The organism is Ancylobacter oerskovii, assembly GCF_018390555.1.
In the GTDB taxonomy this organism is placed as follows: Bacteria; Pseudomonadota; Alphaproteobacteria; order Rhizobiales; family Xanthobacteraceae; genus Ancylobacter; species Ancylobacter oerskovii.
Genome location: NZ_JAHBGB010000002.1, coordinates 35,975 through 48,532, shown reverse-complemented (window position 1 = coordinate 48,532; position 12,558 = coordinate 35,975). Strand labels below are relative to the sequence as shown.

General features: G+C 68.5%; 11 protein-coding genes. 9 read left to right on the top strand and 2 right to left on the bottom strand.

The window, feature by feature from the left end:
* Nucleotides 1–34: 34 nt before the first annotated feature.
* The 5 genes from KHC19_RS00540 (at nucleotide 35) to ureG (ending at nucleotide 5,004) form a co-directional block, all read left to right on the top strand.
* Nucleotides 35–655, top strand: a complete 621-nt coding sequence (locus KHC19_RS00540) for an urease subunit beta (RefSeq protein WP_213350082.1) — start codon at nucleotides 35–37, stop codon at nucleotides 653–655.
* A gap of 48 nt (nucleotides 656–703) precedes the next feature.
* Nucleotides 704–2,416: an urease subunit alpha gene (gene ureC / locus KHC19_RS00535; RefSeq protein WP_213350081.1), complete on the top strand. Its 1,713-nt coding sequence runs from the start codon at nucleotides 704–706 to the stop codon at nucleotides 2,414–2,416.
* 341 nt (nucleotides 2,417–2,757) lie between these two features.
* Entirely contained in the window at nucleotides 2,758–3,561 is an 804-nt protein-coding gene (locus tag KHC19_RS00530; RefSeq protein WP_213350080.1) for an urease accessory protein UreE, read from the top strand.
* Nucleotides 3,515–4,288 carry an urease accessory protein UreF gene (locus KHC19_RS00525; protein ID WP_213350079.1) on the top strand — a complete coding sequence of 258 codons (774 nt, stop codon included), beginning with the start codon at nucleotides 3,515–3,517 and terminating at the stop codon, nucleotides 4,286–4,288. The genes KHC19_RS00530 and KHC19_RS00525 overlap by 47 nt, the downstream gene beginning before the upstream one ends.
* 56 nt (nucleotides 4,289–4,344) lie before the next feature.
* Nucleotides 4,345–5,004, top strand: coding sequence for an urease accessory protein UreG (ureG, locus tag KHC19_RS00520; protein WP_213350078.1), 660 nt, complete (start codon nucleotides 4,345–4,347; stop codon nucleotides 5,002–5,004).
* 6 nt (nucleotides 5,005–5,010) lie between these two features.
* Here ureG and metC read toward each other — a convergent pair whose 3' ends face one another.
* The gene (metC, locus tag KHC19_RS00515; protein WP_213350077.1) at nucleotides 5,011–6,198 is read right to left on the bottom strand and encodes a cystathionine beta-lyase; all 1,188 of its coding nucleotides are present in this window, start codon (nucleotides 6,196–6,198) and stop codon (nucleotides 5,011–5,013) included.
* Between the two features lie 270 nt (nucleotides 6,199–6,468).
* On the opposite strand from metC, the gene KHC19_RS00510 reads away from it, so the two are divergent.
* The 4 genes from KHC19_RS00510 (at nucleotide 6,469) to KHC19_RS00495 (ending at nucleotide 11,001) form a co-directional block, all read left to right on the top strand.
* Nucleotides 6,469–7,485 (top strand): amino acid ABC transporter substrate-binding protein, encoded by a 1,017-nt coding sequence (locus KHC19_RS00510; protein ID WP_213350076.1) that lies wholly within the window; start codon nucleotides 6,469–6,471, stop codon nucleotides 7,483–7,485.
* Nucleotides 7,486–7,609: 124 nt separating this feature from the next.
* Nucleotides 7,610–8,800 carry an amino acid ABC transporter permease gene (locus tag KHC19_RS00505; RefSeq protein ID WP_213350075.1) on the top strand — a complete coding sequence of 397 codons (1,191 nt, stop codon included), beginning with the start codon at nucleotides 7,610–7,612 and terminating at the stop codon, nucleotides 8,798–8,800.
* Nucleotides 8,801–8,810: 10 nt separating this feature from the next.
* A complete protein-coding gene (locus KHC19_RS00500; RefSeq protein WP_213350074.1) occupies nucleotides 8,811–10,187 on the top strand; it encodes an amino acid ABC transporter permease in 1,377 nt (458 codons plus the stop codon).
* 16 nt (nucleotides 10,188–10,203) lie between these two features.
* Entirely contained in the window at nucleotides 10,204–11,001 is a 798-nt protein-coding gene (locus KHC19_RS00495; RefSeq protein ID WP_246548057.1) for an amino acid ABC transporter ATP-binding protein, read from the top strand.
* Nucleotides 11,002–11,677: 676 nt separating this feature from the next.
* On the opposite strand, the gene sseA is transcribed toward KHC19_RS00495, so the two are convergent.
* Nucleotides 11,678–12,541: a 3-mercaptopyruvate sulfurtransferase gene (sseA, locus tag KHC19_RS00490; protein ID WP_213350073.1), complete on the bottom strand. Its 864-nt coding sequence runs from the start codon at nucleotides 12,539–12,541 to the stop codon at nucleotides 11,678–11,680.
* Nucleotides 12,542–12,558: the final 17 nt, after the last annotated feature.

Below are 12,558 nucleotides of genomic sequence, written 5' to 3'. Positions count from 1 at the left end.
TCCGTTCTCGCACGAAATTTCCCGGAGTAGACCGATGAATCTGAGCCCGCGCGAAAAGGACAAGCTGCTGGTCTCCATGGCGGCGATGGTGGCCCGCCGGCGGCTGGAGCGCGGCGTGAAGCTCAACCATCCCGAGGCGGTGGCGCTGATCACCGACGTGGTGGTGGAGGGCGCGCGCGACGGCCGGACGGTGGCCGAGCTGATGACGCTCGGCGCCACCGTGCTGACCGCCGAGCAGGTGATGCCCGGCGTCGCCGACATGATCCACGACGTGCAGGTGGAGGCGACCTTCCCGGACGGCACCAAGCTCGTCACCGTGCACGAGCCGATCCGCCGGCTGTTCGCCGGCCCGGTGCCGGGCGAGATCCTCACCGAGGAGGGCGAGATCGAGCTGCTCGCCGGGCGCGAGACGGTGACGCTCACCGTCGCCAATACCGGCGACCGGCCGATCCAGGTCGGCAGCCACTATCATTTCTTCGAGACCAACCCGGCGCTCGCCTTCGACCGCGAGCTGGCGCGCGGCAAGCGGCTGGCCATTCCCAGCGGCACCGCGGTGCGCTTCGAGCCGGGCCAGACGCGCGAGGTCACGCTGGTCGAGCTCGCGGGCAAGAAGGAGGTCTACGGCTTCCGCCAGCAGGTGATGGGCCGTCTCTGACCGCGCCGCCCGTCCCGTCCGTCCCACGTTTCGATCGGATCCCAGTCCATGGCTCTCAAGATTTCCCGCGCCTTCTATTCCGAGCTGTTCGGGCCGACCGCCGGCGACCGCATCCGCCTCGCCGACACCGCGCTGATCATCGAGGTGGAGAAGGACTTCACCGTCTATGGCGAGGAGGTGAAGTTCGGCGGCGGCAAGACCATACGCGACGGCATGGGCCAGGCGCAGACCACGCGCGCCCAGGGCTCGGTCGACACCGTCATCACCAATGCGGTGATCCTCGACCATTGGGGGATCGTGAAGGCCGATATCGGCCTGCGCGACGGCCGGATCCACGCCATCGGCAAGGCCGGCAACCCGGACATCCAGCCCGGCGTCGACATCGTCATCGGGCCGGGCACCGAGGTGATCGCCGGCGAGGGCAAGATCGTCACCGCCGGCGGCTTCGACAGCCATATCCACTTCATCTGCCCGCAGCAGATCGAGCACGCGCTGATGAGCGGCGTGACGACGATGCTCGGCGGCGGCACCGGCCCGGCGGCGGGCACCAACGCCACCACCTGCACCCCCGGCGCCTGGCATATCGAGATGATGCTGCGCGCCTTCGACAGCTTCCCGGTGAACCTCGCTCTGTCGAGCAAGGGCAACGCCTCGCTGCCCGGCGCGCTGGTGGAGATGATCGAGGCCGGCGCCTGCGCCATGAAGCTGCACGAGGACTGGGGCACCACCCCGGCCGCCATCGACAACTGCCTCTCGGTGGCCGACGACTATGACGTGCAGGTGATGATCCACACCGACACGCTGAACGAAAGCGGCTTCGTCGAGGACACCGTCGCCGCCTTCAAGGGCCGCACCATCCACGCCTTCCATACCGAGGGCGCCGGCGGCGGCCATGCGCCGGACATCATGACGGTGGTGGGGCTGCCCAACGTGCTGCCGTCCTCCACCAATCCGACCCGGCCCTTCACGGTGAACACGCTCGACGAGCATCTCGACATGCTGATGGTGTGCCACCATCTCGATCCCGAGATCGCCGAGGACCTCGCCTTCGCCGAGAGCCGCATCCGCAAGGAGACCATCGCCGCCGAGGACATCCTGCACGATCTCGGCGCCGTCTCGATGATGAGCTCGGACAGCCAGGCGATGGGCCGGCTGGGCGAGGTGATCACCCGCACCTGGCAGACCGCGCACAAGATGAAGCTGCAGCGCGGCCTGCTGCCGGGCGACTCGGAGCGCAACGACAATGCCCGCGCCAAGCGCTATGTGGCGAAATACACCATCAACCCGGCGATCGCCCACGGCATCTCCCGCCATATCGGCTCGGTGGAGCCGGGCAAGCTCGCCGACCTCGTGATCTGGTCGCCGGCCTTCTTCGGCACCAAGCCGGACATGGTGATCAAGGGCGGCGCCATCGTGGCGGCGCAGATGGGCGATCCCAACGCCTCGATCCCGACGCCGCAGCCGGTGCATTACCGCCAGATGTGGGGTGCCTACGGCAAGGCGCGCACCGCGACCTCGCTCACCTTCGTCTCCAAGGCGGCGGTGGAACTGGGCGTCGGCGCCCGGCTGGGGCTGGAGAAGAAGCTGGTCGGGGTGGAGAATGTACGCGGCGGCATCTCCAAGGCCTCGATGATCCACAACGACGCCACCCCGCATCTGGAGATCGACCCCGAGACCTATGAGGTGCGCGCCGACGGCGAATTGCTGACCTGCGCCCCGGCCACCGAACTGCCGATGGCGCAGCGCTACTTCCTGTTCTAAGGCTGGGGAGGGGCGTTCTGCTGCGGCATCCTTCGAGGCCCGGCTCCGCCGGGCACCTCAGGATGAGGGGCTTCGAGCCGCCTCGTTCCAAGGTGCGGGCGCGGCGGTCTTCCTCGCCCCGAACTGCCGATGGCGCCGCGCTGCTTCCTGTTCTAAGACTGGGGAAGGCGTTCTGCTGCGGCATCCTTCGAGGCCCGGCTCGGCCGGGCACCTCAGGGATGAGGGGGCTTCGAACCGCCTCAGGACGAGGGGCCCTTCGAACCACCTCATCCCGAGGTGCGAGCGCAGCGAGCCTCGAAGGATGCTCCGGCCACGCGCCGCTTCTCAACTGGAGTTTCGCCATGATCCGTGCCCGCACGCTCGTTCCCGCCGGCAGCTGGGATGCCTCGACCGCCGCCGACAAGGTGGTGCTGCCGCATGACGGCCGGCACCGCCGGCGCATCGCCATGCGCGGCGAGGGCGACGTGGTGTTCCTGCTGGACCTGCCGGAAGCCGCGCGGCTGAAGGACGGCGACGGGATTTCGCTGGAGGACGGGCGCATCGTGGCGGTGGTGGCCGCCGAGGAGCCGGTGGCCGAGATCGTCGCCCGCGACCCGCATCATCTGGCGCGGCTCGCCTGGCATCTCGGCAATCGCCATGTGCCGGCGCAACTGCTGGCCGACCGCATCCGCATCGCCCGCGATCCGGTGCTGGAGGAGATGGCGCGCGGGCTCGGAGCCGAGGTCGCGACCGTCGAAGCCAGCTTCGAGCCGGAGGGCGGCGCCTATGAGGCCGCCGAGGCGCACGGGCACGGCCATGATCACGGCCATCATGAGCACGAGCATCACGGGCACGAGCATCATGGGCACGAGCATCACGATCACGACCATGGGCATCATCACCATGAGCATGGAGAGGCCTGCGGCTGCGGGCACGATCATGGCGAGCACCATCACCACCAGCACGACGTGATCCATATCGGCAGCGCGCCGGCGCCCGAGGGGCATGCGCATCACGACCACGAACATCACGACCACGAACATCACGACCACAAGCACGCCCATGGCGAGTCCTGCGGCTGCGGTCACGATCACGACCACGACCACAAGCATCATGGGCATGACCATCATCACGACCACGCCTCCAAGGGACACCGTCACGGCTGACGCCCGGGAGGCCGGTGGCCGCGAGGCGGACGCCGGCTTCGGGACGGCCGCCGCCACCGACCTCATTCCGCTGTTCGTGTGGCTGTCGCCCGCCTATCCGGTCGGCGCCTTTGCCTATTCGCACGGCCTCGAATGGGCGGTGGAGACCGGTGACATCCGCACCGCCGCCGGGCTGGAGGGATGGCTCGACGATCTGCTGCGCTGCGGCGGCCCGTTCACCGATGCCGTTCTGCTCGCCCATGCCTGGCGCGCGGTGCAGGCGGGCGACAACGGCGCCTTCGCCGAGGTGGCGGAGCTCGCGAGCGCGTTCGCCCCCTCGCGCGAGCGGCAGATGGAAACCCTCAACCAGGGCGACGCCTTCCTCGCCGCCACCCGCATCGCCTGGCCGTCGCCGGGCTTCGAGCGGCTGGCCGAGGCCTGGGACGGGCGGCTCGCCTATCCCGTGGCGGTCGGCGCGGCGGCGGCGCTGCACGCCCTGCCGCTGGCGGCGACGCTCGCCGCCTTCCTGACGGCGGTGGCGGCCAATCTGGTTTCCGCCGCGGTGCGACTGGTGCCGCTCGGCCAGACCGATGGCAACCGCGCGCTCGCCGGCTGCGCCGCCACCCTTCGCGCCGTCGCCGCCGAGGCGCCGCATGTCGATCTCGACGCGCTGGGCGGGGCGGCGCTGCGCTCCGACATCGCCTCGATGCGCCACGAGACCCAGTATACCCGCCTGTTCCGCAGCTAGGGCCGGCCGGCCCGGGCGGCGCGAGCCGGCTTCAGATGATGACAGGGAGTGCAGTCATGAGCGAGGGGAGCGGCCCGCTGCGGGTCGGCATCGGCGGACCGGTCGGATCGGGCAAGACGGCGCTGATGGAGGCGCTGTGCCGCCTCTTCCGCGACCGCTACGATCTGTGCGCCATCACCAACGACATCTACACCAAGGAGGATGCCGAGATCCTCACCCGCGCCGGGGCGCTGCCGGCCGAGCGCATCATGGGGGTGGAGACCGGCGGCTGCCCGCACACCGCCATCCGCGAGGACGCCTCGGCCAACCTCGCCGCCATCGCCGAGATGCGCGGCCACTTCCCGCAGCTCGACCTGATCCTCATCGAATCCGGCGGCGACAACCTCGCGGCCACCTTCTCGCCCGAGCTCGCCGACCTGACCATCTACGTCATCGACGTCTCGGCCGGCGAGAAGATCCCGCGCAAGGGCGGGCCGGGCATCACCCGCTCCGACCTGCTGGTGATCAACAAGATCGACCTCGCGCCGCATGTCGGCGCCTCGCTGGAGGTGATGGACCGCGATTCGAAGAAGATGCGCGGCCGGCGGCCCTATGTGTTCGCCAATGTGCGGGCCGGCGAGGGCGTCGCGGAGGTCGCGCGCTTCATCGAGGAGGCGGGCGGCCTGGTGCCGTCGCGCCTCGTGCCGTCGCGCCTCGCCCCGGCCGCGGCCCCCTAGCGGGGCTCAGGCCGGCACCAGCTGCCGCAGGCCCTGCTCGAGATCGGCGATGAGGTCGGCGGGGTCCTCGAGGCCGATATGCAGGCGCACCGCCGGCCCGCCCGGCGCCCATTTGGTGGCGCTGCGGTAGGTCGAGCAGTCGAACGGGATGGCGAGGCTCTCGAAGCCGCCCCAGCTGTAGCCGAGGCCGAACAGGGCGAGCGAATCCAGGAAGGCGTCGACGCTCGGCTTGCTCGCCGGCTTCAGCACGATGCTGAACAGCCCCGAGGCGCCCTTGAAGTCGCGCGCCCAGATGGCGTGGCCGGGATCCTCCGGCAGCGCCGGATGCAGCACCCGCAGCACCTCCGGGCGTCCGGCGAGCCAGCGGGCCACGGTGAGCGCCGATTCCTGATGGCGGGCGAGGCGCACCGACAGCGTGCGCAGGCCGCGGGCGGCGAGGAAGGCATCCTCCGGCGCCACGGTGAGGCCGAGATCGCCATGGGTGGTGCGCAGGCGCCGGTAGCAGCGCTCATTGGCCGAGATGGTGCCGAGATTGAGATCGGAATGGCCGCCGAGATATTTGGTGCCGGCCTGGATCGAGAGATCGACGCCGACATCGTGCGGGCGGAAGTAGAGCGGCGTCGCCCAGGTGTTGTCGATGAGGGTGACGATCTCCCGGCCGGCCGCCGCCGCCACGATGGCCGGCACGTCCTGCATCTCGAAGGACTGCGAGCCCGGCGCTTCCATGAACACCGCACGGGTGTTCGGCCGGAACAGCGCGGCGATGCCGGCGCCGATGAGCGGGTCGTAGAAGGTGGTCTCGATGTTGAAGCGCCTCAGCACTTCGTTGCAGACCCGCCGCGTCGGGGCATAGGCGGTGTCGACCATGAGCAGGTGGTCGCCCGCCTGCAGCACCGCGAGCAGGGCGGTGCTGACCGCCGACAGGCCCGACGGGGTGAGCACCACGCCGGCGCCACCTTCGAGCTCGGCGAGCGCGGTCTCCAGCGCTTCCACCGACGGGTTGCCGCGCCGGCCATAGGAGTAGCGGCCGGTATGATGCTCGAGATCGTGCACGGTCGGCGACAGCACGGTGGAGCCGCGGACGATCGGCACATTCACAAAGCCGTCAAATCTCTGTGGATCGCGGCCGGCCGTGACGAGGAGCGTATCGGGCGCGTAGTCGGGCCGGGGCGAGCCCTTGGGCAGTCTGGACATGGATTGGCGCAGTTCTCATCGAGCGGGGGCGTCATTGGGGGCAAGCGGAGGCCCCTCGTCAAGCGCTTGACCGCATGAGAATACATCGTTCTGATGACCTTACGGCCGCACGACACGCCATGCGAGCAACCGGGCCCCTCAGACGAAGGGAGCACGACCTTGCGGCAGACCCGCGCGTCGCGCGGCATGCGACTTGCTTCGCCTTCCGTCCGCATCATCTGCGGCAGCAGATGTGCGCCCGATCAAAAACCGATGAACAGGGCTGCCATTATGAAACGCCTCCTTTCCACTTTCGCCCTTGCCGGCGCGCTCGGCCTCGCCGCGGCCGGCGCCCAGGCCGCGAAGCTCGACCAGGTGAAGGCCAAGGGCTTCATCCAGTGCGGCGTCAGCCAGGGGCTGCCCGGCTTCTCCAGCCCGGACGACAAGGGCAACTGGACCGGCCTCGACGTCGACTTCTGCCGCGCCGTGGCGGCGGCGGTGTTCAACGATGCGACGAAGGTGAAGTTCACCCCGCTGTCGGCCAAGGACCGCTTCACCGCGCTGCAGTCCGGCGACATCGACATCCTGTCGCGCAACACCACCTGGACGATCTCGCGCGATACCTCGCTCGGCCTCAACTTCACCGGCGTCACCTATTATGACGGCCAGGGCTTCATCATCCGCAAGGACAAGAAGGTGAACTCGGCGCTCGAGCTCTCCGGCGCCTCGGTCTGTACCCAGACCGGCACCACCACCGAGCAGAACGTCGCCGACTTCTTCCGCGCCAACAACATGCAGTACGAGGTGATCGCCTTCGCCACCGCCGACGAGGCGGTCAAGGCCTATGACGCCGGGCGCTGCGACGTGTTCACCACCGACCGTTCCGGCCTCGCCGCCGAACGCCTCAAACTGACGAACCCGGACGACCACATCGTCCTGCCGGAGATCATCTCCAAGGAGCCGCTCGGCCCGGTGGTGAGCCATGGCGACGACCAGTGGTTCGACATCGTGAAGTGGGTGCTGTTCGCGCAGGTGAACGCCGAGGAACTGGGCGTCACCTCCAAGAACATCGACGAGATGCTGAAGTCAGCCAACCCGGAGGTGAAGCGCCTGGTCGGCACCGAAGGCAAGTTCGGCGAGGGCCTGGGCCTCGGCAATGAGTGGGTTGTCCAGATCGTCAAGCTGGTCGGCAATTACGGCGAGATGTACGACCGCAATGTCGGCCCCGACACCCCGCTGAAGCTGGCGCGCGGCACCAACGCGCTGTGGACCAAGGGCGGCCTGCAATACGCCCCGCCGATCCGCTGACCGATCCGGCATCCCCCGGCCTGGCCGGGGGATGCCCCGCAAGCGGGGCGCAGGCGCAAAGACCGGCATGAGACCGGGCCTGCGGCTTCGATAGAATGGGGCCTCCACGAGGCGAGGGGAATTGATGGCGGATTGGGTCGAGCCGGCGCCCGCGCGGGGCCGTACGTCGTTCATGAACGATCCGAAGGTGCGAAGCATCGTCCTTCAGGTCGTGGCGCTGGTGCTGGTGGTCATCCTGGGCTGGATGTTCATCGACAATGCGCGGGAAAATCTCGCGGCGCAAAAGATCGCCACCGGCTTCGGCTTCCTGGAGAACACCGCCGGCTTCGGCATCAGCCAGACGCTGATCGGCTATTCGGAGACGTCGAGCTACGGCCGCGCCTTCCTCGTCGGCATCCTCAACACGCTGCTGGTGGCGGTGATCGGCATCTTCTTCGCGACGGTCATCGGCTTCCTGGTCGGCATCGGCCGGCTGTCCAAGAACTTCGTCATCCGGCTGATCTCCACCTGCTATGTGGAGTTGCTGCGCAACCTGCCGCCGCTGTTCCAGATCCTGTTCTGGTATCTCGCCGTGCTCAGCGCCATGCCGAACCCGCGCCAGAGCATCTCCATCTTCGGCGAGGCCTTCATCTCCAATCGCGGCATCGTCATTCCGCGCCCGCTGTTCGGCGAGGGGACCGGCCTCGTCCTGTTGACCTTCGGCTTCGCGGTACTGGCGACGGTGCTGGTGAACGCCTGGGCGCGCCAGCGGCGGGAAGAGACCGGCCGGGGCTTTCCCATGCTCTGGATCGGGCTCGGGCTGATCGTCGGGCTGCCGCTGGTCGCCATGATCGCCACCGGCTTCCCCATCACCTTCGAGAAGCCGGAGCTCAAGGGCTTCAACTTCGTCGGCGGCATGCGCGTCATCCCCGAATTCGTGGCGCTGACCGTCGGCCTTTCCACCTATACCGCCGCCTTCATCGCCGAGAACGTGCGCGCCGGCATCACCTCGGTGAGCCACGGCCAGACGGAGGCGGCGCATTCGCTCGGCCTGCGCTCCGGCCTCACCATGCGGCTGGTGGTGATCCCGCAGGCGCTGCGGGTGATCATCCCGCCGCTCACCAGCCAGTATCTCAACCTCACCAAGAACTCCTCGCTGGCGGTGGCGATCGGCTATCCCGACCTGGTGGCGGTGTTCGCCGGCACCACGCTGAACCAGACCGGCCAGGCCATCGAGATCATCGCCATCACCATGGGCGTCTATCTCGTCATCTCGATCATCACCTCGGTGATCATGAACGCCTACAACAAGCGCGTCGCGCTCGTGGAACGGTGAGGAACGCGCCATGAGCCTGACCTTCGACGACGGAACCTTCATCCGCACGGAGATGCAGACGCCGCTGCCGCCGCCGCGCCGCAATGTCGGGGCGATCGGCTGGATGCGGGAGAACCTGTTCTCCTCCATCACCAACAGCGTGCTCACGCTGCTCGGCCTCGCCCTCGTGGTGTGGATCGTGCCGCCGCTGATCCGCTTCCTGCTGGTCGACGCGGTATGGACCGGCAGCAACCGCGAGGCCTGCCTCGGCCCGGAGGTCGGCGCCTGCTGGCCCTTCATCAAGGCGAAGTTCGCGCAGCTGATCTACGGATTCTATCCGGCCGGCGAGCGCTGGCGGGTCGACCTCGTCTTCTTCCTCGGCGTCGTCCTGCTGGTGCCGCTGCTGGTGCTGTCCTGGCCCCACAAGCGGCTGAACTCCTTCCTGTTCTTCGTCGCCTACCCGATCCTCGCCTTCATCCTGCTCACCGGCGGCAATATCGACGCCTCCAACTTCCTGTTCGGGCATTTCGGCCTGATCCGGGCGGTGGCGGGCGATGCCGGCGTGGCGGGCGTGCGGCTCGGCTTCTGGCTGGATTTCCTCCTCACCGCGGCGCTCTGCGTGGCGGTGGCCTACGCCATCGGCCGGCTCGCCGCCGGCAGCGGCCGCGGCGCGGCGCGGATGACCGCCTACGCCTTCGCCGGGCTGGGCCTCCTCACCTTGCTCTGGGACATCGATTTCGGCCTGGAGCGGGTGGAGACCCGGCAATGGGGCGGGCTGCTGGTGACGCTGGTGATCGCGGTGACCGGCATCGTCACCTCCATGCCGCTCGGCATCGCGCTGGCGCTGGGGCGGCGCTCGCAAATGCCGATCGTGCGGCTGCTCTGCGTGATCTTCATCGAGTTCTGGCGCGGCGTGCCGCTGATCACCGTGCTGTTCTTCGCCACCTACATGCTGCCTTTGTTCCTGCCGGTGGGCGTGAACCCGGACGGGCTCCTGCGGGCGCTGGTCGGCGTCGCGCTGTTCACCGCCGCCTATATCGCCGAGGTGGTGCGCGGCGGCCTGCAGGCGATCCCCAAGGGCCAGTACGAGGGCGCCATGGCGATGGGCCTGACCTGGAGCCAGATGATGCGGCTGATCATCCTGCCGCAGGCGCTGACCCTGGTGATCCCGAGCATCGTCAACAGCTTCATCAGCCTGTTCAAGGACACGACGCTGGTGCTGATCGTCTCGATCTTCGACTTCCTCGGCCAGTTGCGGGCGGCCTTCACCGACCCCAACTGGGCGACGCCGGTGACGCTGTATACCGGCTTCGCCTTTGCCGGCATCGTCTACTTCATCTTCTGCTTCGGCATGTCGCGCTACTCGCTCTTCGTGGAGCGCCGGCTGAACACCTCCCACAGACATTGAACCGATGGAGACCGTCATGACCGAAGCCCATTCCATCGTTCCGAGCGACGACCTGCCGGCCGTGCACACGCCGCCGAGCCGCGAGACCGCGGTGGAGCTCATCGGCGTCCACAAATGGTACGGCGAGTTCCATGTGCTGAAGGACATCAACCTCAAGGTGCATCGCGGCGAGCGCATCGTCATCTGCGGGCCGTCCGGCTCCGGCAAGTCGACCATGATCCGCTGCATCAACAGGCTGGAGGAGCACCAGCAGGGTACCATCGTCGTCGACGGCGTCGAGCTCACCAGTGACCTCAAGCGGATCGACGAGATCCGCCGCGAAGTCGGCATGTGCTTCCAGCACTTCAACCTGTTCCCGCACCTCACCATCCTGGAGAACCTCACCCTGGCGCCGATCTGGGTGCGCAAGATGCCCAAGAAAGATGCGGAAGAGCTGGCCATGCACTTCCTCAAGAAGGTGAAGATCCCCGAGCAGGCGGGCAAATATCCCGGCCAGCTCTCCGGCGGCCAGCAGCAGCGCGTGGCGATTGCCCGCGCGCTGTGCATGAAGCCGAAGATCATGCTGTTCGACGAGCCGACCTCGGCGCTCGACCCGGAAATGGTGAAGGAAGTGCTGGAGACCATGGTCAGCCTCGCCGAGGAGGGCATGACCATGCTGTGCGTCACCCACGAGATGGGCTTCGCCCGCCAGGTGGCCAACCGGGTGATCTTCATGGATGCCGGGCAGATCATCGAGATGAACGAGCCGAACGCGTTCTTCTCCAACCCGCAGCACGAGCGCACCAAGCTGTTCCTCAGCCAGATCCTGCACTGAGAGCGGGGGCTGTCCTTGTCTATCCCCGGTTGCCGGGTTCGGGGCTGGAAAGGTCGACGCGCGATATATCCGGTCAGAACCCGGCGGTTGCCGGGTCTGTTGGTCGAACCCGAGCCGGAAATAGCCGGCTTGAGCGGAGAACGGCACGCCCCCGAGGGGCCGCCTTTGGTGGGCCCGGGGGCAAGCTTCAGGGGGCGGTGAGGGCGCGTCCCTGCGAAGGCGTGGGGCGAAGGCGTCAGGCGAGATCTTGGATGAGGTCTTGGATGAGCCCTTGGGGCAAGGTCTGGGAACGTCGATCCCCCTCACCCCACCCCTCTCCCCCTCGGGGAGAGGGAGCCGGACGGCTCTTTCGGCAAGGGCAGGTTTGGCAAATGCAAGGTCGGCAAGGGCGGGGGGACACCAGGCATTTGGCAGGCCAGGCATTCGGAACGCGTCGTCGCGGCAAGCTGAAAACCCCCCACCGCCCTAGGTGGGTCGAGGCTACGCCGGTCCGCCCGGGTGGTGTGTTCCCGAGCTAAGGTGGGCGTTGCCGAGGCTATGCCGGTCCGCCCGGGGTGGTGCGTTCCCGAGCCGAGGTGGAGCATTGCCGAGGCTACGCCGGGTCGCCCAGGGTTGTGTGTTCCCGAACTGAGGTGGGCGTTCCCGCGTCGAGCCGCCGAGGTGGGCGTTGCCAAAGCTATGCCGGTCCGATGGCGATCAGCCGGGTCGAGGCGCCCCATTCCGACCACGAGCCGTCATACAGCGCGGCGGGGGGCGTGCCGAGGCTGTCGAGCGCCAGCCAGAGGATGGCGGCGGTGACGCCCGAGCCGCAGCTGGTGATCACCGGCCGCGACGGATCCACGCCGGCGGCCGTCACCGCCTGGCGCACCTCCTCGGGCGACTTCAGCCGGCCATTCGCCAACACCTCGCCGAACGGCAGGTTGAGGGCGCCGGGAATGTGGCCCGGGCGCACGCCCGGCCGCGGCTCGGCTTCCTCGCCGCGGAAGCGCGGGGCGGAGCGGGCGTCGAGAATCTGGGCGCTGCCTTCCTCGCTCGCCTGCGCCACCTGATCGGCGCCGGCGACGCGGCTGCGGTCCAGCCGGGCGGTGAACCGCGCCGGCGGACGGCTCACCTCGCCGGCTTCGAGCGGGCGTCCCTCGTCGCGCCATTGCGGCAGCCCGCCTTCCAGCACGAACACGTTGGGGGCGCCGAACACGAAGAAGGTCCACCAGCCGCGCGCGGCCGAGAACAGGCCGAGGCTGTCATAGACCACGATGGTCATGCCGTCGCCGATGCCGAGCGCCCCCACGGCGGCATCGAATGCCGGCTCGGTGGGCAGCATGTGCGGCAGGCCGCTCGAACGGTCGGCCACCGCGTCGATGTCGAAGAACACCGCGCCGGGAATATGCGCGTCGGCATATTCGGCGCGGGCGGAGCGCCCGGCGGTGGGCAGGTGCCAGGAGGCGTCGACGACGACGACGTCGGGCGCGCCGAGACGCTCCGCCAGCCATTGGGTGGTGACGAAGCGGCCTTTCGAGGGGGTGGCCGGGGCGGTGGTCATGGGGATGATCCCTGTGT